General features: G+C 70.6%; 19 protein-coding genes and 1 pseudogene. 8 read left to right on the top strand and 12 right to left on the bottom strand.

Going from position 1 to position 26,478, the window contains the following annotated elements; genetic code table 11:
- Window positions 1-674: 674 nt before the first annotated feature.
- From whiA to BIV24_RS20900, 5 genes are all read right to left on the bottom strand, one after another.
- Entirely contained in the window at window positions 675-1,664 is a 990-nt protein-coding gene (gene whiA / locus BIV24_RS20920; RefSeq protein WP_071367903.1) for a DNA-binding protein WhiA, read from the bottom strand.
- Entirely contained in the window at window positions 1,655-2,722 is a 1,068-nt protein-coding gene (locus tag BIV24_RS20915) for a gluconeogenesis factor YvcK family protein (protein ID WP_071367902.1), read from the bottom strand. Before BIV24_RS20915 ends, whiA begins: the two co-directional genes overlap by 10 nt.
- Entirely contained in the window at window positions 2,719-3,732 is a 1,014-nt protein-coding gene (gene rapZ, locus BIV24_RS20910) for an RNase adapter RapZ (protein WP_071367901.1), read from the bottom strand. The genes BIV24_RS20915 and rapZ overlap by 4 nt, the downstream gene beginning before the upstream one ends.
- Window positions 3,729-5,762, bottom strand: coding sequence for an excinuclease ABC subunit UvrC (gene uvrC, locus BIV24_RS20905; protein WP_071367900.1), 2,034 nt, complete (start codon window positions 5,760-5,762; stop codon window positions 3,729-3,731). The genes rapZ and uvrC overlap by 4 nt, the downstream gene beginning before the upstream one ends.
- A 135-nt stretch (window positions 5,763-5,897) precedes the next feature.
- Window positions 5,898-6,320, bottom strand: coding sequence for a Rieske (2Fe-2S) protein (locus BIV24_RS20900; protein ID WP_071367899.1), 423 nt, complete (start codon window positions 6,318-6,320; stop codon window positions 5,898-5,900).
- A 378-nt stretch (window positions 6,321-6,698) separates the two neighbouring features.
- Here BIV24_RS20900 and BIV24_RS20895 point away from each other — a divergent pair, with 378 nt between their 5' ends.
- Both BIV24_RS20895 and BIV24_RS20890 read left to right on the top strand, forming a co-directional pair.
- Window positions 6,699-7,610 (top strand): carbohydrate kinase family protein, encoded by a 912-nt coding sequence (locus BIV24_RS20895; protein WP_071367930.1) that lies wholly within the window; start codon window positions 6,699-6,701, stop codon window positions 7,608-7,610.
- Between the two features lie 171 nt (window positions 7,611-7,781).
- Window positions 7,782-8,354, top strand: coding sequence for a YceI family protein (locus BIV24_RS20890; RefSeq protein ID WP_071367898.1), 573 nt, complete (start codon window positions 7,782-7,784; stop codon window positions 8,352-8,354).
- Window positions 8,355-8,436: 82 nt separating this feature from the next.
- On the opposite strand, the gene uvrA is transcribed toward BIV24_RS20890, so the two are convergent.
- Window positions 8,437-11,445: an excinuclease ABC subunit UvrA gene (uvrA, locus tag BIV24_RS20885; protein ID WP_071367897.1), complete on the bottom strand. Its 3,009-nt coding sequence runs from the start codon at window positions 11,443-11,445 to the stop codon at window positions 8,437-8,439.
- A 222-nt stretch (window positions 11,446-11,667) separates the two neighbouring features.
- Between uvrA and BIV24_RS20880 the strand changes: the two genes are divergently transcribed.
- Window positions 11,668-12,357, top strand: coding sequence for a maleylpyruvate isomerase family mycothiol-dependent enzyme (locus BIV24_RS20880; protein WP_071367896.1), 690 nt, complete (start codon window positions 11,668-11,670; stop codon window positions 12,355-12,357).
- Window positions 12,358-12,402: 45 nt separating this feature from the next.
- Complete coding sequence (locus tag BIV24_RS20875; protein WP_071367895.1) at window positions 12,403-13,059, top strand: MBL fold metallo-hydrolase; 657 nt, start codon at window positions 12,403-12,405, stop codon at window positions 13,057-13,059.
- A 117-nt stretch (window positions 13,060-13,176) separates the two neighbouring features.
- On the opposite strand, the gene aroQ is transcribed toward BIV24_RS20875, so the two are convergent.
- From aroQ to BIV24_RS20855, 4 genes are all read right to left on the bottom strand, one after another.
- Window positions 13,177-13,650 (bottom strand): type II 3-dehydroquinate dehydratase, encoded by a 474-nt coding sequence (gene aroQ / locus BIV24_RS20870; RefSeq protein ID WP_071367894.1) that lies wholly within the window; start codon window positions 13,648-13,650, stop codon window positions 13,177-13,179.
- A 281-nt stretch (window positions 13,651-13,931) separates the two neighbouring features.
- Entirely contained in the window at window positions 13,932-14,939 is a 1,008-nt protein-coding gene (locus BIV24_RS20865; protein WP_071367893.1) for a recombinase family protein, read from the bottom strand.
- A 246-nt stretch (window positions 14,940-15,185) separates the two neighbouring features.
- A complete protein-coding gene (locus tag BIV24_RS20860) occupies window positions 15,186-15,863 on the bottom strand; it encodes a response regulator transcription factor (RefSeq protein WP_218149323.1) in 678 nt (225 codons plus the stop codon).
- On the bottom strand, window positions 15,860-17,113 hold the full coding sequence (locus tag BIV24_RS20855; protein ID WP_177198773.1) for a sensor histidine kinase: 1,254 nt from the start codon (window positions 17,111-17,113) through the stop codon (window positions 15,860-15,862). The genes BIV24_RS20860 and BIV24_RS20855 overlap by 4 nt, the downstream gene beginning before the upstream one ends.
- 125 nt (window positions 17,114-17,238) lie before the next feature.
- Here BIV24_RS20855 and BIV24_RS20850 point away from each other — a divergent pair, with 125 nt between their 5' ends.
- From BIV24_RS20850 to BIV24_RS20840, 3 genes are read left to right on the top strand one after another with little or no spacing between them, the layout of a single operon-like run.
- Window positions 17,239-18,186: an ABC transporter ATP-binding protein gene (locus BIV24_RS20850; RefSeq protein ID WP_071367891.1), complete on the top strand. Its 948-nt coding sequence runs from the start codon at window positions 17,239-17,241 to the stop codon at window positions 18,184-18,186.
- Complete coding sequence (locus BIV24_RS20845; RefSeq protein ID WP_071367890.1) at window positions 18,183-19,745, top strand: ABC transporter permease subunit; 1,563 nt, start codon at window positions 18,183-18,185, stop codon at window positions 19,743-19,745. Before BIV24_RS20850 ends, BIV24_RS20845 begins: the two co-directional genes overlap by 4 nt.
- On the top strand, window positions 19,742-20,578 hold the full coding sequence (locus tag BIV24_RS20840) for an ABC transporter permease subunit (RefSeq protein WP_079168416.1): 837 nt from the start codon (window positions 19,742-19,744) through the stop codon (window positions 20,576-20,578). Before BIV24_RS20845 ends, BIV24_RS20840 begins: the two co-directional genes overlap by 4 nt.
- 108 nt (window positions 20,579-20,686) lie before the next feature.
- On the opposite strand, the pseudogene BIV24_RS20835 reads toward BIV24_RS20840, so the two are convergent.
- Window positions 20,687-23,731 (bottom strand): annotated as a pseudogene (locus BIV24_RS20835) (Tn3 family transposase).
- A 217-nt stretch (window positions 23,732-23,948) separates the two neighbouring features.
- Between BIV24_RS20835 and BIV24_RS20830 the strand changes: the two are divergent.
- On the top strand, window positions 23,949-25,226 hold the full coding sequence (locus BIV24_RS20830; RefSeq protein ID WP_071367888.1) for an MFS transporter: 1,278 nt from the start codon (window positions 23,949-23,951) through the stop codon (window positions 25,224-25,226).
- Here BIV24_RS20830 and BIV24_RS20825 read toward each other — a convergent pair.
- Window positions 25,216-26,316, bottom strand: a complete 1,101-nt coding sequence (locus BIV24_RS20825) for a calcium:cation antiporter (protein ID WP_071367887.1) — start codon at window positions 26,314-26,316, stop codon at window positions 25,216-25,218. The two genes, BIV24_RS20830 and BIV24_RS20825, sit on opposite strands and share 11 nt — an antisense overlap.
- Window positions 26,317-26,478: the final 162 nt, after the last annotated feature.

Below are 26,478 nucleotides of genomic sequence, written 5' to 3'. Positions count from 1 at the left end.
CCCGATCTCGTGCCAATTCAGACTTCTGGCAAGTTGGACAATTCCCCCGCCTGACCGTCGCCGCAACAGGGTGCCTCCACCGCCCCGCCCACCCCCGCCTCACGCCGGCCGACGCGGCCTGTCAACCCCCGTCGTCGACCCATGCCGGTCAACCCGGGGTGGTCACTGTCGGTAATCCCACATCGACCGACCGGCGCCGACCAGCTCGTGCCCGTCGGGGTTGCGCCCACCGACGGGGTGTAGGGCGGCTGTTCACCGGAAGGGAGAAATCTGCAGGTGTGACACATTTTCCGGATGTATCACACCTCAGCAGGCACACCACCCCTGTGGGCGGCCTGGGCCGGTGCCGGACGGGGTGTGGTGGCGGTCGATGCGTGCCAGTCGATTCGTATCGGTCGACGTGCGCCGAGCGACGTGTGTCAGCCGCGCGCTGCCTGGCGGCGCAAGCCGAGCAGTGGACGTCGGCCGCCGAGTTCCCGGCGGCCGACGCAGATGGGCCCGCGCCGGCCGGACGGTTCCGGTGGGCCGAAGACGGCATGTCGGTGGCAACCGCCAGGGGTCGGTCGGACGGTGCCGACCGACCCCTGGCGGGAGGACGCGGCCGGCTGGAGGCGACAGGGCGGCCGCGGACGATCAGGACATGGGGGCTGGTCAGGCCGGTCGGCCGATGCTGGTCAGCCCGCCAGGTTGTCCGCCATCTCCTCGGTGAGGTTGGACTCCGTACCCGGAATACCGAGGTCCGCGGCACGCTTGTCGGCCATCGCCAGCAGACGGCGGATACGGCCCGCGACCGCGTCCTTGGTCAGCGGCGGGTCGGCGAGGGCGCCCAGCTCCTCCAGGGAGGCCTGCTTGTGCTCCATGCGCAGGCGCCCGGCGGCCGCGAGGTGCTCGGGCACCTCGTCGGCGAGGATCTCCAGGGCGCGGGCGACCCGCGCACCGGCGGCGACGGCCGCCCGCGCCGAGCGGCGCAGATTGGCGTCGTCGAAGTTGGCGAGGCGGTTCGCCGTGGCGCGGACCTCTCGGCGCATCCGCCGCTCTTCCCAGGCCAGCACGGACTCGTGCGCGCCCAGCCGAGTGAGCAGGGCACCGATCGCGTCCCCGTCCCGTACGACCACGCGGTCCACGCCCCGTACCTCGCGGGCCTTCGCGGCGATCGACAGACGGCGGGCGGCGCCGACCAGGGCGAGCGCGGCCTCCGGGCCGGGGCAGGTCACTTCGAGGGAGGACGAGCGGCCGGGTTCCGTCAGCGAGCCGTGCGCCAGGAACGCGCCGCGCCAGGCCGCCTCGGCGTCACAGGTTGCCCCCGAGACCACCTGCGGGGGCAGGCCGCGGATCGGACGGCCCCGCCCGTCGACGAGGCCGGTCTGGCGGGCCAGCTGATCGCCGCCCGCGACCACGCGCACCACATAGCGGGAGCCGCGGCGCAGGCCGCCGGGCGCCATCACGATCAGTTCGGAGCTGTGGCCGAAGATCTCCAGGATGTCCCGCTTCAGACGCCGGGCCGCCATCGCCGTGTCCAGCTCCGCCTCGATCACGATGCGGCCGCTGACCAGGTGCAGTCCGCCCGCAAACCGCAGGATCGCCGAGACCTCCGCCTTTCTGCAGCAGGTCCGGGTGACGGGAAGCCGGGAGACCTCGTCCTTCACCGCTGCCGTCATCGCCATGGGCCGATCCTTCCATGCATCCGAAAAATACGGTCGTACGCGGCGGCCAGCAGCTCCGGGTCGTGCCGTGGGGTTCCGTCGGTGCGGGCCACCGGCGCCAGCTCGACCGCGGCACCGAACCGCTTGGCCGCCTCGTCCAGCAAGGCACCGTCGGGCACGGCGGCCTCGTCGGCCAGCACCACGTCCAGGGCGAGTTTAGGGGCGTGTCGTCCCAAAACCTCCAAATGACGCTGCGGGGAGAAGCCTTCGGTCTCTCCGGGCTGCGGGGCGAGGTTCAGGGACAGCACCCGGCGCGCCTTCGTCTCCATGACGGCGCCGAGGAGTTCGGGCACGAGCAGGTGCGGCATCACCGAGGAGAACCAGGAGCCGGGTCCGAGCACCACCCAGTCGGCATCGAGAACCGCGGCGACGGCCTCGGGGACGGCGGGCGGGTCGTGCGGCACGACGTGCACGGACTGCACCTCGCCGGGGGTGAGCGCGACCGTCGCCTGTCCTCGTACGGTGCCGATTTCCTCCGGATGCTCCGGGTCGTGGCCCTTGACCAGCGCCTGGAGCTCCAGGGGCACGGCGGACATGGGCAGGACGCGGCCGTGTGCGCCGAGCAGCCTGCCGACCAGGTCGAGGGCCTGGACGGGGTCGCCGAGCTGCTCCCACAGGGCGACGATCAGCAGGTTTCCGACCGCGTGGTCATGCAGGTCGCCCTTGGACTGGAAACGGTGCTGGATGACGCGGGCCCAGGTCTGGCCCCAGTCGTCATCCCCGCACAGCGCGGCCAGCGCCTTGCGCAGGTCGCCCGGCGGGAGCACGCCCAGCTCGTCGCGCAGGCGGCCGCTGGAGCCGCCGTCGTCCGCCACGGTCACCACGGCGGTGAGGTCGCCGGTGATCCGGCGCAGCGCGGCCAGCGAGGCGGACAGGCCTCTGCCACCGCCGAGGGCGACCACTTTGGGCTGGGTGCCGCGGCGGCGCGCCCGGCCGCCACGGGCCTCGGCGGGCCGGGCCGTGCGGCCCTCGGACACCACCCGTCGCAGCCTGCTCAGCCTCAGAGTTCGTCCGGTCACTCGCGCCCCATGTCCCGATGCACGACCACGGTCTCCACTCCCTCGGCGGCCAGGCGGGCTGCGAGCTTCTCCGACGTGGCGACCGAGCGGTGCTTGCCGCCGGTGCAGCCGATGGCGATGGTCACATAGCGCTTGCCCTCGCGGCGGTACCCGGCCGCGATGAGCCGGAGCAGCTCGGCGTACCGGTCGAGGAACTCCTTGGCGCCGGGCTGGTTGAAGACGTACGCGGCGACCTCCTCGTTGAGGCCGGTGTACGGGCGCAGCTCGGGGACCCAGTGAGGGTTGGGCAGGAAGCGCATGTCCGCGACCAGGTCGGCGTCGACCGGGAGGCCGTACTTGAAGCCGAAGGACATGACGGTGGCCCGCAGTTCGGGCTCCTCCTCGCCGGCGAACTGGGCGTCCATCTTGGCGCGCAGCTCGTGCACATTGAGGCTGGAGGTGTCGATCACGAGGTCGGCGTCGCCGCGCAGCTCGCGCAGAAGCTCCCGCTCGGCGGCGATGCCGTCGACGATCCGGCCGTCGCCCTGAAGGGGGTGCGGACGGCGAACGGATTCGAAACGGCGCACCAGGGCCTCGTCCGAGGACTCCAGGAAAACGATCCGCCGTGTGACGTTCTTCGCCTCCAGGTCGGCAAGGGATTCGCGCAGATTGTCGAAGAAGCGGCGGCCGCGCACGTCGACGACGACCGCGATCCGGGCGACATTGCCCTGTGAGCGGGCGCCCAGCTCCACCATGGTGGGGATCAGTGCGGGCGGCAGGTTGTCCACGACGAACCAGCCGAGGTCCTCCAGACACTTGGCGGCCGTCGAACGGCCTGCGCCGGACATGCCGGAGATGATCACCAGCTCGGGGATGGCCGCTTCGGGGACCCCGGGTGCTTCGATGCCCGTACTCACCTGTGCTCCGTTTTCCTGGACCGCCTGCTGCCGGGTCCGGTCCTCGCCCGCCTCCTGGTGGGCCGGGCGGCCCTGTGCTGAGCGTTCTTCCGCACTTCGGTCATGCTCGGTCATGTCTCCTGCCCCCGTCGGTCGTCCGGGGTGCCCGCGGACACGGGCTCCCCGGGGGAACCCGTCATCGTCACGGGTTCCTCCTCTTCCATGATCTCTCCGGTCGCCGTGTTCACGGCGGGTGCGGCCGGGGCCGCCTGGGCGAGGGCCACGGCGATCGTCTCGGCCGTTTTACGACCGATGCCGGGGACCTCCTGAATCTGGTCGATCGTCGCGAACCGCAGCTTCTTCACCGAGCCGAAGTGCTTGATCAACGCCTGTTTGCGCGTGTCGCCGAGACCCGGGACCTCGTCCAGAGGGCTCGACCGGACACGCTTGGCGCGCTTGGTGCGCTGGTAGGTGATCGCGAAGCGGTGGGCCTCGTCCCGGACCCGCTGCAGCAGATAGAGGCCCTCGCTGGTGCGGGGCAGGACCACCGGGTCGTCGTCGTCCGGCAGCCAGACCTCCTCCAGGCGCTTGGCCAGGCCGCACACCGCGATGTCGTCGATGCCGAGTTCGTCCAGCGCCTTCTTGGCGGCCGCGACCTGTGGCTGGCCGCCGTCGACCACGACGAGCTGCGGCGGGTAGGCGAACCGCTTGGGCCGCCCGTCGTCATCCGTCGGGGCGTCCTCCTCCGCCCACTCCCCCGTCTTCTCCTTCTCGGCGAGGTAGCGCTTGAAGCGGCGGGTGATCACCTCGTGCATGGACCGGACGTCGTCCTGTCCCTCGAAGCCCTTGATCTGGAAGCGGCGGTACTCGCTCTTGCGCTGCAGCCCGTCCTCGAAGACGACCATGGAGGCCACCACGTCCTCGCCCTGGAGGTGCGAGATGTCGTAGCACTCGATCCTGAGCGGGGCGCTGTCCAGCTCCAGGGCCCCGGCGATCTCCTCCAGGGCACGCGAACGGGTCGTCAGATCGGAGGCGCGCTTGGTCTTGTGCAGCGCGAGTGCCTGCTGGGCGTTGCGCTGCACGGTCTCCATCAGGGCCTTCTTGTCGCCGCGCTGCGGGATGCGTAGCGACACGCCCGCCCCGCGGCGGCCGGTGAGCCAGTCCTGGACGGGTTCTATGGGGTCCGGCAGCGCCGGGACGAGGACCTCCTTGGGTACCGAGTCGCCCGTCTCCTCGCCGTAGAGCTGCTGGAGGGCGTGCTCGACGAGGGCACCCGTGGTGACGTCCTCCACCTTGTCGGTGACCCAGCCGCGCTGGCCGCGGATGCGCCCGCCGCGCACATGGAAGATCTGCACGGCCGCCTCCAGCTCGTCCTCGGCGACGGCGATGAGGTCGGCATCGGTCGCGTCGGTGAGCACGACCGCGCTCTTCTCCATGGCCTTCTTCAGGGCCTCGATGTCGTCGCGCAGGCGGGCGGCCCGCTCGTACTCCATGGCCTCCGCCGCGTCCATCATCTGCTTCTCCAGACGACGGATGTACGTCCCCGTGCGGCCGGCCATGAAGTCGCAGAACTCCTCGGCCAGTTCGCGGTGGTCCTCGGGGGAGACACGGCCGACGCACGGCGCGGAGCACTTGCCAATGTAGCCGAGCAGGCAGGGGCGGCCGGTACGGGTGGCGTTCTTGAAGACACCGGCCGAGCAGGTACGCACGGGGAAGACGCGCAGCAGCAGGTCGACCGTGTCACGGATGGCCCAGGCGTGTCCGTACGGCCCGAAGTACCGCACACCCTTGCGCTTGTGACCGCGCATCACCTGAACACGCGGGAATTCCTCGTTCATCGTCACCGCGAGGTACGGATAGCTCTTGTCGTCGCGGTACTTGACGTTGAACCGGGGGTCGAACTCCTTGATCCAGGTGTACTCCAGCTGCAGGGCCTCAACCTCCGTGGACACCACCGTCCACTCCACGGACGCGGCCGTGGTGACCATGGTGCGGGTGCGCGGATGGAGGTTCGCCAGGTCCTGGAAGTAGTTCGCCAGGCGCTGGCGCAGGCTCTTCGCCTTTCCGACGTAGATCACCCGGCGGTGCTCGTCCCGGAACCTGTAAACCCCGGGCGAGTCCGGGATCTCTCCCGGCCTGGGGCGGTAGCTGGAGGGGTCGGCCATGTCTCACACCCTACTGGCGGGGGCCGACAGCGCGGCGATCCCGTGGACCGCTCGGTTCACCCGGTGGGGCCGCGCGTGCGGTCGGAGACGGGATCGCGGGTAGGGGGCGGGAGTGACCCGGGCGCTCCCGAGCCGTCAGGCCTCCGGGCTCGCCACGACCTTGCCGTTCTTCACCTCTACGGACAGCTCGGTCAGCGGTACGGTGGCCGGCGACTGCAGGACTTTGCCCGTGGTGGCGTCGAAACGGCTCCCGTGGCAGGGGCAGATGAGTGTCGTGCCCGACAGCTTGTTTATGGGGCACCCGCCGTGGGTGCAGACCGTGCTGTACGCCTTCAGGGAGCCGTCCGCGGCACGGCTGACCACGACGTTCTCGTCCTGGTAGAGCTTCGCTCCGCCCTTGGGGACCTCGCGCTCGGCTCCCAGCGCGACCGGCGCGGTCGGCGTGGCGGGCGTCCCGCTGCCGCCTGCCGAACAGGCCACGAGGCCGAGCCCGGCGACCGGGGTCAGCGCGGCCCCGCGAAGGACGGTACGACGGGTCGCGGAGGGGCGGGTGGACATGGCGTCTCCACTGGTCAGGTCCGGTGCTCGCCGGAGTGGCGGGGCATGACGACGATACCGGTCGCCGTTTTGCCGCCCGGGGCCGGGGCAGGGAGGCCCTGGGCACCGGTGCCGGGCGTCGGTGCTCGCGCACGCGTTTACGTCCGGCGCCGGATGGGATACGTTTCCCGGCCGGACGCCTTCGCCCGGGCGGATCTACTCGCGCCCAGGCTCACCACGATCTCCCGGCCGAGCGGGGAGATCGGCGCCCCGGCCGTCCGGCCACTGCTGGAGCGGCTGGAGGCCGCCCGTCTCTCCCGGACCGTGCGGCTCGCCTGTGCATTCGTTCACCGCAGCCCGTGCGGCTGCCCCAACCCCCTCCGAGAAGGGAACCGTCTCGTGATCGTCGTCGCCGGTGAGGCCCTGATCGACCTGGTCCCGCAGGGCGCGGGCGCACTCGCGCCGCTGAAACCGGCGCTGGGCGGCGGCCCGTACAACACCGCCGTCGCACTCGGCCGGCTCGGCTCCCCCACGGCCTTCTGCTCCCGCACCTCGTACGACGCCTTCGGGGAGGCCCTGCTCAACGGGCTGCGCGAGGCGGGCGTGGACGTCTCGGCCGTGCAGCGCGGCACCGAACCGACCACCCTGGCCCTCGCCACGCTCGACCAGAACGGCTCGGCCGCGTACTCCTTCTACGTCGACGGCACCGCCGACCGGCTGTTCACGGCACCGGCACGCCTTCCCGACCGCACCCGCGCCGTGTCCTTCGGCACCTGCTCGCTCGTCCTCGAACCCGGGGCAAGCGCGTACGAAGAACTGATGCGCGGAGCCGCCGAACAGGGTGTGTTCACGGCCCTTGACCCGAACATCCGCGCGAGGCTGATCGCGGACCCCGATGCCTACCGGGCCCGTTTCAAGAGCTGGCTGCCCTCGGTGTCCCTGCTCAAGCTCTCCGCAGAGGACGCGGAGTGGCTGGGCGGCACCCCGCGCGCGTGGCTGGAGTACGGCCCCGCGGCCGTCGTGGTCACCCACGGCGGCGACGGACTGACGGTCTTCACCCGCGACGGGGCGGAGCACTCCGTACCGGGTGTACGGGTCGACGTCGTGGACACGATCGGGGCCGGGGACACGGTCAACGCGGCCCTGCTGCACGGACTGGACGCCCGCGGCGCACTCTCCCCGGCGGCGCTGGCCGGCCTGGACACCGCCGGCTGGACCGATCTGCTGCGTTTCGCCGCGCACGCCGCGGCGATCACCTGCTCCCGGGCCGGCGCGGAACCGCCGTACGCGGCCGAGCTGACGTTCCCGTGAGGCCACGCTCGGCCGCGTACCGCCCGCAGTGCCCGTCCGCCTGACCGGTCCAGGACCGTGGGCGTGGCCGCGATCGAACGTACCAACGCTCCGTCGGCTGAACGTGGCCCTGCCCCTGCCGCCACCGGCGTGGTCCCCGTTCCCGTCCTCCGGTTCCCGGAGTGTGGAGGCATGACTCAGGACACCTCCCCGGACACCACCACCGCTCCCGCCCTCCCGCTGGCCCCCGGACACTGGGCACTCGACCCCCTGTACTCGACCGTCGGCTTCACCGTTCGCCACCTCGGGATCGCCAAGGTGCGGGGCCGCTTCGCCGATGCGAGGGCGGATCTGTACATCGGCGAGACGGCCGCCGAGGTGACGGTGACCGCAGAGATCGCTCTCGCCTCCATCGACACCGGGAACACCGACCGTGACGCGCACACCCGCGGAGCCGGACTCCTCGATGTCGAGAGGCGTCCGACGATGACGTTCCGCTCGACCCGAATCTTCGGTGAGGGCGCGAACTGGGCGATGGAAGGGGACGTGACCATCGGGGACGTGACCCGCCCGGTGACGTTCGCCGTCGAGTTCGGCGGGGTGGTGGACTCCCCCGTGGACAGGCGGAAGCATGCCGGGTTCGAGGCGAGGGGCGAGATCCGGCGCGGCGACTTCGGGCTGGACTTCGGGGCCGGGCTCCTCGGTGACGTGGTCAAGGTCCAGCTGGACATGCAGTTCGTCGCGCCACAGGGACAGGGCCACTGACCGTACGACCAGCGGCGCCCCACGGGAAGTCCCGTGGGGCGCCGCATGACTTGTGCCGTGTCGGGCCGGGCCCTTCGGGCGGTCAGGCCTTGCGCGTCCGCGTGGTCTTCTTCGCGGCCGCCGCCTTCTTGGTCGCCGTGTTGTTGACGGTCTTCACCGTGGTCGTCTTCTTCGCCGTCGACGCGGCCGCGACCCGCTTCCGGGCCGTCGCCTTGCGCGGGGCCTTCACCGGGGCCGCGTCGCTGATGCGCTCGGCGCCGAGGACGTCGCGCAGGAACTTGCCGGTGTGGCTGGCCGAGATCGCGGCCACGTCCTCGGGCGTGCCCTCGGCGACCACGAGGCCGCCGCCCGCGCCGCCCTCGGGTCCCATGTCGACGATCCAGTCGGCGACCTTGATGACGTCGAGGTTGTGCTCGATGACGATGACCGTGTTGCCCTTGTCGACCAACCCGGCGAGCACCTTGAGCAGCTTGCTGATGTCCTCGAAGTGCAGGCCAGTGGTCGGCTCGTCCAGCACGTAGACCGTGCGTCCGGTGGAGCGCTTCTGCAGCTCGCTGGCGAGCTTCACGCGCTGGGCCTCACCACCGGACAGGGTGGTCGCGGACTGGCCGAGGCGGACGTAGCCGAGACCGACGTCGTTCAGCGTCCTGAGATGGCGGGCGATCGCCGGAACGGCCTCGAAGAAGTGCAGGGCCTCCTCGATCGGCATGTTCAGGACCTCGGCGATGGACTTGCCCTTGTAGTGGACCTCCAGGGTCTCCCGGTTGTAGCGGGCGCCGTGGCAGACCTCGCACGGGACGTACACGTCCGGGAGGAAGTTCATCTCGATCTTGATCGTGCCGTCGCCCGCGCAGTTCTCACAGCGTCCGCCCTTGACGTTGAACGAGAAGCGGCCGGGCAGGTAGCCCCGGACCTTCGCCTCGGTCGTCTCCGCGAACAGCCTGCGGACGTGGTCGAACACGCCGGTGTACGTCGCCGGGTTCGACCGCGGGGTGCGGCCGATGGGCGACTGGTCGACGTGCACCACCTTGTCGACGAGGTCGTCTCCGTCCACGCGCGTGTGCCGGCCGGGGACGTTCCTCGCACCGTTCAGCTCGCGGGCCAGGTGTGTGTACAGGATGTCGTTGACCAGCGTCGACTTGCCGGATCCGGAGACCCCCGTGACGGCGGTGAACACGCCCAGCGGGAAGGACACGTCGATGTCCTGGAGGTTGTTCTCCCGGGCGCCGTGCACCGTGAGCTGCCGTGACACATCACGCGGGCGCCGGATGTCGGGAAGCGGGATCGACTTCTTGCCCGACAGGTACTGGCCGGTCTGCGACTCGTCGTTGACGAGCAGCCCCTTCAGGGAGCCGCTGTGCACGACCTTGCCGCCGTGCTCGCCCGCGCCGGGGCCGATGTCGACGACCCAGTCGGCGACCTTGATGGTGTCCTCGTCGTGCTCGACGACGATGAGCGTGTTGCCCATGTCGCGCAGCCGGACCAGGGTCTCGATCAGCCGGTGGTTGTCACGCTGGTGCAGGCCGATGGACGGCTCGTCGAGGACGTAGAGGACACCGACGAGTCCCGAGCCGATCTGGGTGGCCAGGCGGATGCGCTGGGCCTCGCCGCCCGAGAGCGTGCCGGCCGCGCGGTTCAGCGACAGGTAGTCCAGGCCGACGTCGACCAGGAACCGCAGCCGTTCGTTGACCTCCTTCAGGACCCGCTCGGCGATCTTCTTGTCGCGGGCGTCGAGCTTCAGCCCGCGCAGGAAGTCCGCGCAGTCGCTGATCGACATCGCGGAGATCTCGGCGATCGACTTGTCCATGATCGTGACCGCGAGGACGATCGGCTTGAGGCGCGTGCCCTCACAGGTGGGGCACGGCACCTCGCGCATATAGCCCTCGAAGCGCTCGCGGCTGGCGTCGCTCTCGGCCTCGCCGTGCCGGCGCTTCACGAAGGGGACGGCGCCTTCGAAGGGCGTCGTGTAGACGCGCTCGCGCCCGTACCGGTTGCGGTAGCGGACCTCGATCTGTGTCTTGTGCCCGTGGAGCAGGGCCTTCTTGGCACGCTGCGGCAGGCCCGCGAAGGGAATGTCGGTGCGGAATCCCAGCGCGTCCGCGAGGGCGCCGACGAGGCGGCCGAAGTAGTCCTTGGTGTGACCGTGCGACCAGGGGTGGATGGCGCCCTCGTCGAGGGTCTTCTCCTCGTCCGGGACGATCAGCTCGGGGTCGACCTCCATACGCGTGCCGATGCCGGTGCACTCGGGGCAGGCGCCGAAGGGCGAGTTGAAGGAGAAGGAACGGGGCTCCAGCTCCTCGAAGGACAGGTCGTCGTACGGGCAGTACAGGTGCTCCGAGTACATGCGCTCGCGCTCGGGGTCGTCCTCGGGGAGGTCGACGAAGTCGAGCACGACCATGCCGCCGGAGAGGCCGAGCGCGGTCTCCACGGAGTCGGTGAGGCGGCGCTTGGCACTGTCCTTCACCGTGAGGCGGTCGACGACCACCTCGATGGTGTGCTTCTCCTGCTTCTTCAGGGTGGGCGGGTGGGAGAGCTGGATCGTCTCGCCGTCCACGCGCGCGCGGCTGTAGCCCTTGGTCTGGAGGTCGGCGAAGAGGTCGACGAACTCTCCCTTGCGCTCACGCACAAGCGGCGAGAGCACCTGGAAGCGACTCCCCTCCGGCAGCTCCAGCACCCTGTCGACAATGGCCTGCGGCGACTGACGCGAGATCGGGCGGCTGCACTCGGGGCAGTGCGGCTTGCCGATGCGTGCGAAGAGCAGACGCAGGTAGTCGTAGACCTCGGTGATCGTGCCGACCGTCGAGCGCGGGTTGCGCGAGGTCGACTTCTGGTCGATGGAGACCGCCGGCGAGAGGCCCTCGATGAAGTCGACGTCCGGCTTGTCCATCTGACCGAGGAACTGCCGGGCGTACGAGGACAGCGACTCCACGTAACGCCGCTGCCCTTCGGCGAAGATCGTGTCGAAGGCCAGCGAGGACTTGCCCGACCCCGACAGGCCCGTGAAGACGATGAGCGAGTCACGCGGCAGATCGAGCGAGACATTCTTCAGATTGTGCTCGCGCGCGCCACGGACGATGAGACGGTCGGCCACGCCGGTCCGCACCTTTCTTGAGAGAAGCGACAGGGGCGGGGCCCCCGTGTTCCTCAGAGTAGGGGGAGCCACTGACAACGCCGGTCGGATTCCTGGATTCACAACAATCCCCGGCCATCCAGCATGCCCGACGCCTGCCTCGACCATATAGCACGTGCATTCGATTTGCGGCTCCGATCCGCCTCCTTCACCCGAAGGAGTGGTGGAGCTAGGGTCGGCGCCATGATTGATCACGTGCGCGACCTGGCATCTGTACATGACGCGACCGAGCGACTGCTCATCGCAGTCGCCAAACTGGACAACGCCGCGCTGGCCGAACCGTCACGGCTGCCCGGCTGGACCCGCGGCCACATCCTCGCCCACCTCGCCCGCAATGCGGACGCGCTCGTGAACGCCCTTCAGGGACGTCCCATGTACGCCTCCGCGCAGGCCCGGGACACCGACATCGAGCGGGACGCCCCGCGCCCCCTGGACTCCCAGCTCGCCGACCTGCGCGAGAGCGCGGCCCGCTTCCAGACGGCAGGGGCCGCACCCGCGGACTGGTCGCGCACGGTGGAGCTGCGCAACGGCGTCACCGACTCGGCGGCCCGGGTGCCGTTCCGGCGTTGGGTCGAGGTGGCGCTGCACCATGTGGATCTCGGGATCGGGTACGAGCTGGAGGATCTCCCGGAGGAGTTCGTCCTACGGGAGATCGACTTTCTGGTGGAGCGGTTCGGCGGGCACAAGGACCTGCCCTCGACGGGGCTGGCCACCACCGACGACCGGGTCTGGACGACCGGCGGTGGCGCCGAGGGCGGACCGGTCGCCGTGCGCGGTACCGCGCCCGATCTGCTCGGCTGGCTCGCGGGCCGCCGCGACGGATCCACGCTGAGGGTCGGGGGCGGACCGCTGCCGACGCTGCCCCCGCTGTAGCCCACCGGCGCTCCTCGGTCCCGTCCCCCGCTATAGGCTGCCGTCATGACGTACAGCGGAGCGGTGAAGGTCGGCGGCCCCGCCGATGTGCACGAGCTGCAGGACCTGATGATCACGAAGATCGCGGTCGGCCCGATGGACAACAACGCCTATCTGCTGCGCTGCCGGGCCACCGACGAGCAGTTGCTGATCGACGCGGCCAACGACGCGGGGACGCTGCTCGGCATGATCGGTGACGACGGCATCGCGTCCGTCGTCACCACCCATCGGCACGGCGACCACTGGCAGGCGCTCGCCGAGGTCGTGGCGTCCACGCGCGCGCGTACGTACGCGGGACGCGACGACGCCCAGGGCATCCCCGTACCGACCGACGTCCTGGTCGACGACGGCGACACGATCCGCGTGGGGCACGTGGAGCTCATCGCGCGCCATCTGGTGGGCCACACACCGGGCTCGGTCGCCCTCGTCTACGACGACCCGCACGGACACCCGCACGTGTTCACCGGGGACTGCCTCTTCCCGGGCGGTGTGGGCAACACGCACAAGGACCCGAAGGCCTTCGCCAGCCTGATCCACGACGTCGAGACGAAGATCTTCGACGTGCTTCCGGACGAGACCTGGGTCTACCCCGGTCACGGCAACGACACCACGCTGGGCGCCGAGCGGCCGCATCTGCCGGAGTGGCACGCGCGGGGGTGGTGAGCGCCGTCGCACCCCCGACGCGCCGGGTGTGGAGGGCACACGCACACACCCTGTGTGAACGCGTCGCACACGCCGGTACCCCGCGCGGGCGACTGGAAACAGCCCCGCGCGCGATGCTCACGCCTCCGTCTGGGCCGCACCCGCCAGCGTCGCGACCCGCTCCACCGCGAACGCGTACCCCTGCACCCCGCACCCGGCGATGACCCCGTCTGCTCGCAGGGAGACGTACGAATGGTGCCGGAACTGCTCGCGCTGGTGGATGTTGGAGATGTGGACCTCCACGACCGGCAGCCCGTCACAGGTGTTGAGCGCGTCCAGGATCGCGACGGAGGTGTGCGAGTAGGCGGCCGGGTTGATCACGATCCCGGCGTGGTTCAGCCGCGCCTCCTGGATCCACTCCACCAGTTCACCCTCGTGGTTGGACTGCCGGAAGTCCACCGTGCCCCCGTACGCGGCCGCCGCCTTCGCGCACAGGACCTTGATGTCCGCGAGCGTGGCGGAACCGTAGATCTCCGGCTGGCGCTGCCCGAGGAGGTTCAGGTTGGGGCCGTTGAGGATCATGATCGGGGCGTCGGCGAGGGTGCGGGGCACGGTTCCTCCGGTCCGTTCAGGTCTGCCGGCCCTGGGAGGACCGCTGCTCGGCCCCCGGTCTATCACGAGGCGCCGCAGGGGCGGACGGCCCGTGCCTTCCGGAACGCAGACCCGGGGAGGCACTGTACGCGTGTGTGGACGGCTCCGCCCGGCGTATCACCGTGACCTACTGATCCGGGCGCACGCCCGCCCACCCGTATCCCTGCGCCGAGCCCCCGCACGCCCCCGTAACGGCCCTGTTCTCCCGGAGCTACGGCGAAGTGACAAGTAGCTCTCTGTAATCAGCGTGACGCGCGGTCAGGGATAGCGGGGCGGGGTCCGGGGACCTCGCCGACCTGGAGGGCGGCGAAGTCGGCGTGGGCCTGTTCGACGGCTTCGGGGTACGCCTCGCGCTTGGCGTGTTCGGCGAGCGCCCGGTAGATGCTGGCGACGGAGGGGTTCTGTCCCTTGCGCTTGCCGGTGGGGATGATCAGGTCGGGCTGGATCTGCTCGACGGACTCGCCGCCCGCGCGGCGCCGGAGCACGGTGTGGAGCATGTCGTCGGTGATAACCGGGGGTCGGCCGCCGTGCTTGCCTTTTCGGGCCGCGGTGTCGAGCCCTTCGAGCGTGGACTCGCGGATGTTCTCCCGCTCGGTCTCCGCCATCGCTGCGAAGAACGCGAACAGCAGCTTCCCGGGGCCGGTGGGGTCGTAGATGCCGGGCAGGGGTCCGGCGAGCATCTCCAGGACCAAGCCGTGGGCGGTGAGGTGGTCGGCGAGGGCGGTGAGTTCGGCGGCGTCGCGGCCGAGCCGTTTCATCTCGTACACGGTGAAGATGACCCGGCAGTGCGGGGCGTGCGCCTTGACCTTCCGCGCCGTCCTCAGCGCCTCCTCGAACTTCGGGCGGACCCGCACCCGGGTGCTGATCTTCTCGCTGAAGATCTTGTCCCTCGGGATGCCGTGCTTGGCGAGCGCATCGAGCTGGGAGTCGAGTTCCTGCCCGAGGGTCGAACAGCGGGCGTAGCCGATGCGGATGTCCGCGCTCGGCAGGTCCGGGTCGATCGGCGTCGGCGGCGGGGTGCCCGGCCGCCACGGCTGGCCCGGTCCGCGGTCGGCCGGGGTCGGGACCCGCAGCGCCTTCTTCAGCCGGGGCACCATGGTGAAGCGGCGGGTGTGATAAGCGGAGGCGACCGCGCCGCCGCGCGAGCGGCAGGGCGAGCCGGGCTGTGCGTCACACTTCGGACAGGTGTGCTGTTCGACGTCGTCCGCGTCCGACCGGTCGGTTGGGGAAGGCTGCTGAGTGGCCGTCATGGGCCCGGATTTTCGCACAATGCAAGTCTCAGAAGGGGGTCCAGCCCACTTTTGAGTGAGAACGGGTTCTGAGAACGAATCCGAGTCCCCGGGGGTCCGGCGGCCCGTGATTGATCTTGCTCGCGCAAAGGAACGTTTGTGAGAGTAACCGCGTGTGTCAGTCTCCGAAGTCGGCTGCGCAGATGACTGGAGTCGGGTGCACTGGGCACCGCCTCCGCTCGCGGGTCGCCGGCCCCTGGTGGCTGCTCAGTCTGGTGGGACGGCTGGGTCGATGATCCGATACCCCACGCCGGGTGTGGTGGCGATGACCGGGGGGGCGCCGAGTTTGCGGCGCAGGCGGCTGATGGTCACCGTGACGGTGTTGGTGAACGGGTCGGCGTGTTCGTCCCAGACCTGTTCGAGGAGGTTCTCCGTGCTGAGGAAGGCGGGGCTCGCGTTCAGGAGGGCTTCGAGTACCGCGAATTCCTTGATGGAGAGGTCGAGTTGGTGGCCGTCGCGGCTGGCGGTGCGGCGCATCGGGTCGAGTTCGATGCCCGCCGTGCTCAGGGTGCGGGACCGGGCGGCGGGCCGGCGGCGGGCCAGGGCGCGGATGCGCAGGATGAGTTCGGGAAAGTGGAAAGGCTTGGCGAGGTAGTCGTCGGCGCCCAGGGTCAGGCCGCTGACGCGGTCGCCGGGTGAGTCGGCGGCGGTCAGCATCAGGACCATCACGCGGCCGTCCCGCTCGGTGATCATCTGGCAGAGGGTGTCGCCGTGGATGCCTGGCAGGTCGCGGTCGAGCACGACGACGTCGTACGCGTTGACGTCCAGTTTGGCCGCGGCGTCGAGCCCGTCGTGGGCCACGTCCACGGCCATGCCCTGGTCGCGCAGTCCCTCGGCAATGACTTCGGCGAGGGGGCGGGCGTCCTCGACCACCAGGACTCTCAACGCGCCACGCCGCTCTCTGTGTTGGGAACTTCCGCCGTCGCCCTGCCGTCCGTACGGGGGAGGGTGACGGTGACGCGCAGGCCGCCGTCGGGGCGGGCGCGCAGGTCCAGGGTGCCATGGTGGGCCTGGGTGATGGCCGCGACGATGGAGAGGCCGAGGCCGCTGCCCTGGCCGGTGCCGGTCCGGTCGGCGCCAAGGCGGCGGAAGGGCTGCACGAGGTCCGCCACCCGCCGCTGGTCGAGGACCGGTCCGCTGGACTCGACGACGAGGGACACTGCGCCTGCGCCGTCTCCTTCGGCCCCTACCGCGACACTGATCCAGCCCCCGGGGTCGTTGTGCGCGATCGCGTTGTCGACCACGTTGTCGACCGCGCGGCGCAGCAGCGTCTCGCTGCCCCACACCCACGCGGAGCCGTCGATCCGGTTTTCACGCACGGTCAGGCCCTTGGCCGCAATGTCCTTTGCCCGTCCGGTCAGGGCAGTCAGCGCGAGTTGGCCGAGGGTGAGGCGCGCCGAGTCGGTGAACTCGCTGTGCTGGGTGCGAGCCAGGACGAGGAAACTCTCCAGCAGCCGGTCCACCTGGTCGAGTTCGGCGCGCATCCGGGCGGCCAGCGTGGCCGTGGTCTCGGGTACTGGGCCCGGCTTGGCGAGGGCCACGTCCAGGGAGGCCCGCATCGTGGTGAGCGGGGTGCGCAGCTCGTGGGAGGCGTTGGCGACGAAGAGTCGCTGGGCGTCGAAGGAGCCCTCCAGGCGGCCGAGGAGGTCGTCGATGGTGTCGGCGAGGTCCTTCACCTCGTCGCCGGGGCCGCCGATGGCCAGGCGTTCGTGCAGGCTGTCGGCGGTGATCCGGCGCGTGGCCGCTGTCATCACGCGCAGCGGGCGCAGCACCCGGCCGGCGACGAACCAGCCGAGGCCGACCGAGATCACCGCCATGACGCCGAGGGCGATGGCGGAGCCGAGCAGGATCTGCCTGGACTGGGTGTCGTGCGCCTGGGCCAGCTGCTGCTCCAGATCGTCGATGCGGCCCTGGGCCTGTGCCGCCGTGGCTCGCTGATCGGTGCCACCATCGGGGGCGGTCTGGCTGGAGCGCGATCCGCCGGATGCCACCAGGGCCGCGATGGCGAGCAGCGCCGTTCCCGACAGCAGGAACAGAGTCACGTACAAGGCGGTGAAGCGGGTGCGGGCAGTGCCACGGCGCAGGCCGAGCCGGGCAGTCAGGCCCGCGAGTCGTCGGGGCGGACCCCATTTCATCCGCATGCTCCCCTCTCGCCACTGCACCAGGACACGTACCGGGCCAGGCTAAGCCGAGGCGCCTAACAGCGAGATGACAGTGGCCGTTCGGCCCCTGTAACTCGCTCCGTCACAGGGTGGGGCTCATGAGTGATGAGAGTACGAAGGCGACGATCGAGGTCATGGGTTTGCGTAAACGCTTCGGACCACAGCTGGCTCTGGACGGGATGACGTTTACCGTGCGGCCCGGACGGGTGACCGGCTTCGTCGGCCCGAACGGCGCGGGCAAGTCCACCACCATGCGCGTGATCCTGGGTCTTGACGCAGCTGAGGAGGGAAAGGCCCTGGTCGGCGGGGTGCCGTACCGCACCCTGCGTCGCCCGCTTCGGCATCTGGGGGCACTGCTCGACGCCTCCGCGCTGCAGCCGAGCCGCACTGCCCGTAACCACCTGCTGTGGCTGGCCCACTCACAGGGCGTGCCGCCCCGGCGCGTGGACGAGGTCATCGAACAGGCCGGCCTGGGCACGGCGGCCCGGCGCAAGGCCGGCGGCTTCTCGCTGGGCATGCGCCAGCGCCTGGGGATCGCGGCGGCGGTGCTCGGTGACCCGCCGGTCGTCATGCTGGACGAGCCGTTCAACGGCCTCGACCCCGACGGCATCGTGTGGATGCGCGGCTTCCTGGCGGAGCTGGCCCGGCAGGGCCGCGCCGTCCTGGTCTCCAGTCACCTGATGAGCGAACTCGAAGACACCGCGGACCATCTCGTGGTGATCGGCCGCGGCCGGGTCGTCGCGGACACCAGCGTGTCCGAGCTGCTCGCCGAGGCGTCCGGCGGCCGGGTCACCCTGCGTACCTCCGCGCCTCCGCGAGCCGCCCAGGTCCTGCACGGCGCGGGCGCCACCGTTCTCGCCACCGGCCCCGACACCCTCGGCGTCACGGGCCTGCCCGACGAGGAGATCGTTGCCCTGCTCGCCCGGAACGGGGTGCCGTTCTCCCAGGTGTCCGCGCACCGGGCGACGCTCGAAGAGGCGTACATGGAGCTCACCCGGGACGCGGTGGAATACCGGGGCATCCCAACGGGGGAGGCCACGCGATGACCGCCACCCTCGCCCCTCGCCCCCCGGCCACGAGGCGCGCTGAGCGGGGCGGGTTCCTCAGGACGCTGCACGCCGAGTGGACGAAGTTCCGTACGGTACGCGGCTGGGTCCTCGCCATGGCCGGGGCGCTCCTGGCGACGATCGTGGTCGGACTGCTCGGCACGGCCGCCCCCGCCCCCGGTGGTCGCGGCGCCGACTCCGCCTCATATCCGAAGGGCCCCGGCGGCGAGGCCGTCAACGACAGCTTCTACTTCGTCCACAAGACGCTCACCGGCGACGGCACCCTCACCGTTCCCCTGCGGTCCCTGACCGGTGTGGCCGACACCGGGACCGGCAAGACGGCCCAGGGCGCCCAGCCCTGGGCGAAAGCAGGGATCATCGTGAAGGAAAGCCTCACCCAGGGATCCCCGTACGCGGCGGTCATGGCCACCGGCGGTCACGGCGTGCGCATGCAGTACGACTACACGCACGACACGGCGGGCCCTTCCGGCAAGGTCACCCAGGAGTCCCCGCGCTGGCTGCGGCTGGTCCGCTCCGGTGACAGCCTCACCGGTTACGCCTCTACCGACGGCTCCCACTGGACCAAGGTCGGCTATGCGAAGCTGCCTGGGCTTGCGCGCACCGTGCAGGCCGGGCTCTTCGCCACGTCACCGGAGGCGAAGCAGGACACCGCGGCGGGCACGGGCTTCAGCCCCGCCGTGGCCACCGGCACCTTCGGCCGTCCCGGCCTCACCGGTGGCTGGTCCCAGAGTGCGTGGAGCGGCACACAGGTGGGCGGCGACGCGGGCACCTCCGGCAGCTACACGAACACCACTAAGGGCGGCTTCACTCAGACCGACGGCGGCGGGTTCACCGTGACCGGGGCCGGTGACATCGCACCGGTCGTCGGCGGGCCCGTCATGGGCGTCGGCTTCTCCGTCGAGAACTTCCTCGTCGGCACCTTCGCCGGGCTGATCGTGGTGATCGCCGTGGGCACGGTGTTCATCACCGGCGAGTATCGGCGTGGTCTGCTGCGTACGACCATGGCGGCAACTCCCCTGCGGGGCCGGGTGCTTGGTGCCAAGGCGCTGGTGGCCGGGGGCGTCGCGTTCGCCATCGGCCTGGTGGCCGCCGCGATCACCGTTCCCATCGGGGAACACAGCGCGCGCGGCAGGGGCTTCCATGTCTTCCCCGTCACATCGGCGACCGAAGCGCGCGTCATGGTCGGAACCGGCCTGCTCTGCGCAGCCGCCACCGTGCTCGCTCTCGGCGTCGGTGCCCTGCTGCGGCGCAGCGGCACGGCGGTCGCCCTGGTCATCGCGTCGATCGTGCTGCCCTTCCTGCTTGCCACCTCCGGCGTACTGCCCCCGGGCGTCTCGGAGTGGCTGCTGCGGGTGACCCCGGCTGCGGGCTTCGCCGTCCAGCAGACCCTGCCGCAGTACGCGCAGGTGCTCAGCGTGTACGAACCGTCGACCGGCTACTACCCGCTGGCGCCATGGGCCGGCCTCGCCGTGCCGTGCGGATACGCCGCGCTCGCCTTCGGCCTGGCCGTGGTGCGGCTGCGCGGGAGGGACGTATGAGTCTCCTGAGCGGTGCACGACTCGCGAGCACGGCGGACGGCGCGTGGCGAGGGGACTTCGGCCGTGCCTTGTGCGCGGAGTGGACAAAGCTGCGCACCGCAGGGGAAATGGGCAGGTTGCTTCTGCTCGCCGTCGCGCTGACCGTGGCCGTCGGCTGCGGCACCGCCAAGGCCGTGAAGTGCCCGGACGCGGGGTGCAGCCAGGACGCCGTCAAGCTCGCCCTGACCGGCGTCACCGTCGGGCAGGCGGTCATCGCCGTCCTCGCGGTGCTGGCCGTCAGCGGCGAGTACGGCACCGGGATGATCCGCACCACGCTCATGGCAGTGCCGAACCGGATCACCGTACTCACCGCCAAGGCGACGATCCTCACCACGGTCGTCCTCGCCTCCGGGACGGCTGCCGTCCTGGCCTCCCTCCTCGCCGGCCGCTACATCCTGCCCGGCAACGGATTCACCGAGGCGCACGGCTATGCCCCGCTCTCCCTGGCCGACGGCCCGACCCTGCGCGCGGCCGTGGGCTCGGTCCTCTACCTCGTCCTGATCGCCCTGCTCGGCCTCGGCGTGGCGACGGCGGTACGGGAGGCGGCGACCGCCATCGGGATCGTGCTCGGGCTGCTCTACCTCTTCCCGGTCGTCACCCAGGTGGTCAACGACCCGGAGTGGCAGCGCCACCTCCAGCAGATCTCGCCCATGACCGCCGGACTCGCGGTCCAAGCCACCATCCATCTGCACGAGCTGCCCATCGGCCCATGGGCCGGCCTGGGCGTGCTCGCGGCGTGGGCCGCGGCCGCGCTGCTGGTCGGCAGCCTGCTGCTGCACAGGCGCGACGCGTAGCCGAATCGAGCCGCCCGCGAGCACGGTGGCTTCGGGCCCCTCCCCGGCCCGGCGCCTCACCCGGTCAACGATCCAGCCGACCGGGAGCGACGCCGGGCGGGCGGGTCTTCAGGATGCCGACCTGGACCCACCGTCCGCCGCCGATCGGGCGGCTTCCGCTTCGGGCACGGTGCGGGGGCCGGGCACCATGGACGCCGTGGCGGCGAGGGCGAGGTGTGAGTTCATGTCCAGCTCGAACCGACCGTAGGGGTTCACGTGGGTCCAGAACAGCGGGGACAGGGCCCGCCGGTCGGCGTCGGTGAGTCGCTTCTGCCACTTCTCCTCGCTCAGGATGTCCTGGAGGAGCAGGGTGTTGACGTGCACCAGAGCGGACTGGAGCAGGTGCAGGGCGAGCATGGAGACCTCCTGGGACTCCTTGTCGGAGCCGGTCAGGTCGCCGTCCTTGCCGTAGAACAGGTCGTGGTTGGCGGAGTTCCAGTTCTCCACGACCTGGAGGCCGTCGTTGATCTCGCGGCGCAGGTCGGCGTCGGCGAGGTAGTCACAGATGAACGCCGTACGCACCGCCCGCCCGAGTTCCTCGATCGCGCGGTAGGTGGGGTGCTTGGGCCCACCGCGGGTGAAGCGGCGCAGGACCTGCTCGGCCTCGGCAGTGCCCAGGCGCAGGGCGGTGGTGTACTTCACGATCTGGTCATACTGCTGGCGGATCAGGTCCCAGTCGATCGTTTTGGTCGACAGCACCGGCGCCAGGTTCGGCCACGTCTCGTCCTGACCGGCCGCCGGCCGGTACAGCCGCGCCGAGCCGACGTTCTTCAACCGTGGGAGCAGGTTGAAGCCGAGCATGTGGGCGAAGGCGAACCCGACGATGGAAGCGCCGTGCGTGTCGGTGTACTGCCGGTCGATCTCCACGTCCGTGCAGTGCCGCAGCACCCCCTCGATCATCGCGGCGACCTCGGAGGCCGAGCAGGATTTGAGCTGGCTGTAGACGCACAGCGACTTCTTCTCGACGTGCCAGTAGATCATCACCCCGGGCCCGCGGTACCGCTGGTGCCACTCGGTCATGAAGTTGCTGGACCAGGAGCCGAACTTCTTGGAATCGCTCGCGCACGCGGTGCCCTCGCCCCACTACGCCGCATCCCGGGCGGCGAAGGTGGCGTTGACCAGCCGCACCAGCGCCGCACGCAGGTTAGTCCGGTTGACGAACAGGTGCCGTACCCGGCGCAGGACGGCCTCGCTCTCGCCGTGCTTGCCGGTGACCGCGACCCGCTTGATGCCCATGTTCGTACCCAGCGCGAACAGCACCAGCAGCAGCCGACGCCGCAGCACCGCCTTCGGGACCGCCTCCCTGGTGGCGACCGAGGTGAACTCGCCGGTGAAGCCGGTGGCGAACTCGGCCTCCTTGAGGATGTCGATCAGGTCGATGGTGCCCCAGCGGCGTTCGATCTCCGCCTTCAGCGCGACGAGGTTCTCCGGTTCCTCCTGCTTGCCCAGCGGCGAGACCTTGATCCACGGCTCACCGTGCCGACGGACGATGTCCACCCCGCCCGTGGTGCCCAGCTCCAGCGCGGTGTCGAAGCGGGTCAGGGCCTCGCGCAGCCGCTTCTGCAGGGCCTCGATGAACGCTTGCGGGTCCTGTGGCTGGCGGATCGCGTCGTAGTGCACATCGCGGTTGTCCTCGAAGTCCGGCGGCAGATCGTCCTCCGGGTTCCGCCACCGGTTCGCGCCCGGCACCCAGATCTCCCGCCGCCGCAGTGCGTCCCGCAGGCTGACCAGCACGCACAGCTCGTACGGGATGCGCTCGACCCGGCCGCGCTCGTCCACGACCGCCTTGCGCCACTCCTCGCGCACCACCCCGCCCAGCGGGATCTTCTCCGCCTCGTCGAAGAACGCTCCCTCCTTCGCGATGGGCTGGTCCAGATACCGCTTGAGCAGGTCGATGGCGTCCATCACCGGCCGGTAGGCGGTGTTGTTGCACTTCAGCTCCAGCGCGTTCAGCAGCGGCGAAAGCATCCGCCGCCAGTGGTTGGAGTACGACGAGCGCAGCACCGTACGCACCCGGGCCCGGTAGCGGGCCTCGTTCGCCGCGGCCTCCGCGGCCAGGGCCTTCAGCGTGGACTCCCCGGCCACTGGATAGATCACCTTGCGGACCGTGCTGCCCGGCTCCGCGACCGCCGCCTCCGCCAGCCGCAGCAGGATGCCCTCCTTGCCGCGGACCCGCCTGAGCTCCCTGTGGAACTCGCCCTCGACCTTCTTTTCCGCGCGCGTGTTGATCTTCTGCACGAGCTGGATGAACAGCTCCACCAGCGAGTCGGTGATCTCCGTCTCCCGCACGTGGCACAGCGTCGACAGCAGCGTGTACCGCACCGGCCCAGCCGCCGCCCGAAGATCCGAGGGGTACTCCTTCGCCGCCCGCGCCCGCCAGGCCGCCACCAGCTTCTCCGACACGTCCGCGAACAGCTCCGGCGGCAGCTGGAGCCCACGCACACGCTGGAGCTTGTTCACCTCCGCCAGCAGGCTGTCCAGCCCCAGCGCGCCCGGGTCCGCCTTCAGCTCGGTGAAGAAGGTGCCCCCGCCGCCCGCGCTCTCCTCGTCCGCGCCGACGTCCTCGGCGATCAGGTCGTCCAGCCGGGACCTGGTCGCCGCCGACAGCCGGCCCACGGCGGCCGCGCAGAACCGCTCCTCGAAGGTGCTGACCGCCTTGCCCACCAGCCGGGCGATCTGTCCTGGGGCCGGCGGCTCCAGCCGGTCCTTGCGGCAGCGGGCCACCACGGCCTCCGCGAGCCGGTCCCGGTTCAGCTCCACCCCGCACAGCTCGACCGCCAGCCACTCGGCGAGCTGCGCCTGGTCCTCCTCGGAGCACTCACGGAAGCCGAACGCGCCCCGGATCTCCATCCGGTGCCGCTTGATCGCCCGCCCCGACCAGTCGTACGCGGCCCACTCCTCCGCGGGCACCTTCACCTGCTGGGCGACGTACGACACCGCCGGCGTCGGGATCTCCCCGGCGTCCTCCGGGAACCGGGCCTCCACCTCGAAGAACTTCAGTAACAGCGCGAACCCCAACCGGTTCGCCCCCGACTTGTTCCGCAGCCCCTCCTGGTCCTCCTCCAGCAGCGTCCAGACCTCGATCAGGTCCTCCGGCTCCCATTCCTGCCGCACCCCGCGCTCCCTCCGGTCGTCATGACCGGACCAACCTCGCCGAGCACGGCCCCCGATGAGTCCAGAAGATCAAAAACGCCGACAAGCACACCCCAGATCCGCTACAGAGAGCTACTTGTCACTCCGCCGTAGCTTCGGGAGAACAGGGCCGTAACGGGCGATCACCGTGGGTAGTTGACGCGGCATGCACGATGTACGCACTGTAAGGGCTCCTTCCATGCTCCGGCTCGCGGCTGCCTCGCTCGCCGGGACGGCCGTCGAGTTCTACGACTTCTTCGTCTACGGGACCGCGGCCGCCCTGGTCCTGGGACCGCTGTTCTTCCCGACGTTCTCTCCGGCGGCAGGCACGCTGGCGGCATTCGGGACCTTCGGAATCGGCTTCGTGGCGCGTCCGCTCGGCTCGGTGCTGTTCGGGCACATCGGGGACCGGCGGGGGCGACGACCGGTTCTCGTCGCCTCCTTGTTGCTGACCGGAGCCTCAACGGTGGCGGTCGGCTGCGTGCCGACGTACGACACGATCGGTACGGCCGCTCCCGTCCTCCTTCTCGCGCTGCGTTTTCTGCAGGGGCTCGGGCTCGGCGGCGAGTGGGGCGGTGCGGTGCTGCTGACCGCGGAGCACGCACCACCCGGACGGCGCGGGTTGTGGTCGAGCTTTCCGCAGGTCGGACCGTCACTGGGCTTCATGCTGGCCAATGGCGTGATGCTGGGGCTGTCGACGACGCTGTCGGAGGCGCAGTTCGCCTCCTGGGGGTGGCGCATTCCGTTCTGGGGGGCGGGCCTGCTCGCGGCGGCGGGTCTGTGGCTGCGCGGTTCGCTCGCGGAGAGCCCGCGCTTCCTGGAGATCGACGACCACGCGCGCGTGCCGCTCGCCGAGGTCGTGCGCGGCCACTGGCGGCTCGTCCTGCTGACAGCAGGTGCGCTCGCGGCCGGGTACGCGGTCTTCTACGCCGTGACGACCTGGTCCCTGGCGTATGCGACGGAGCGGCTCGGCGTGAGCCGTCCGGTCATGCTGGGCTGTGTCATGGCCACCGTCGTGGTGCAGGGAGCACTGACCCCGCTGCTGGCGCTCCTGGGCGACCGCTGGGGACGGCGGCCCCTGTGTCTGACCGGCTGTGCCGGCGTCGCCCTGTGGATGTTCCCGATGGTCGCACTCCTCGCGACGGGCGAGCCCCTGCTGATGTTCCTGGGCTTCCTCGGCGCGAGTCTCGCCTTCATCACGATGTTCGCCGTGATCGCCGCGTATCTGCCGGAGCTGTACGAGCCTCGGGTGCGCTGCACGGGCGCGGCCGTGGGCTACAACCTCGGCGGAGTACTCGGCGGTGCCCTCACCCCGATCGTGGCCACCGCCCTGGCCGAGCACGGCGGCCGGGTGCCCTGGGGCGTCGGCGCCTATCTGACGGCTTTGGCCCTGCTCAGCCTGGGGTGCTTCGCGCTGCTGCCGGAGACCCGCCCCACTGCCGTCACGGTGCCGGAAGCCACGCCGTCTACGGGTTGACGGCCAGTTCCAGGTACGCCGCGAACAGCACCATGTGGACACCGCCCTGAAGCGGAGTGGCACGCCCGGGCACCACCGTCAGAGAGCTCACGACGACGGTCAGGGCGAGCAGCACCATATGGAGGGGGCCGAGGCCCAGCACGAGCGGTCCGGGGAGCCACAGGGACGCCAGGGCGACGGCGGGGATGGTCAGACCGATGCTGGCCATCGCGGAGCCGAGGGCGAGGTTGAGGCTCGTCTGGACCCGGTCGCGGCGCGCCGCCCGCCACGCGGCGATCGTCTCGGGCAGCAGCACCAGCAGCGCGATGATCACACCGACCACGGCCGGCGGCATGCCGGCCGCCGTCACGCCGGACTCGATGGTGGGCGACACACCCTTGGCCAGTCCGACGACACCTATGAGGGCGAAGCCGAGCAGGACCAGGCTGATGACCGTGGTGCGGGTGGACGGCGCGTCGGCGTGGTCGTCCGCGTGGATCACTTCGCCCTGCCGGGTGACCGGGAGGAAGTAGTCACGGTGACGCACGGTCTGGGTCGTCACGAAGAGGACGTACAGCACCAGTGAGGCAAGGGCTGCGAAGGTGAGCTGCGCCGTGGAGAACTCCGGGCCGGGCTTGCTCGTGGTGAAGGTCGGCAGCACCAGGCTGAGAGAGGCCAGCGTCGCGACGGTGGCGAGGGCGGCGCCGGTGCCCTCGGGGTTGAAGACCGCGGTTTTGTGACGCAGGGAGGCAACGAGGAGGCTGAAGCCCACGACGCCGTTGAGGGTGATCATCACGGCCGCGAAGACGGTGTCGCGGGCCAGGGTCGCGCTCTTGTCGCCACCGTCCACCATGAGGGTGACGATGAGCGCGACCTCGATGATCGTGACGGCGATGGCGAGAACGAGCGAGCCGAAGGGCTCACCGACCCGGTGCGCGACCACTTCGGCGTGGTGAACCGCCGCCAGCACAGCCCCGGCGAGGACCAGTGTCACCACGGCGACGACCGCGCCCGGCAGATGGCGCCCCCAGGTGAAGGCCAGCACGACGACCGCGGCCACCGGCACCACGGCCGTCCACCGCGAGGCGAGTGACCGAAGCCCGACGATCATGTTGCGATCCTGGCAGACAGGCACAGAGACCGCACTCCAGAACTGTTCGCCGCGGCTGTCGTTCCCGTGATGGCCGTTCCTCCGTACTGCGTGGTCATACATCCCTTCCGAGCGCTTCCGGTCGCCGCCTGCGCCTCCGGCGGTACATCACGGCCATGGTCG

This window comes from Streptomyces colonosanans (assembly GCF_001866645.1).
Classification (GTDB): domain Bacteria; phylum Actinomycetota; class Actinomycetes; order Streptomycetales; family Streptomycetaceae; genus Streptomyces; species Streptomyces colonosanans.
Note: the sequence above shows the minus strand (reverse complement) of the source record. Positions and strands in the feature narration are given on the sequence as shown.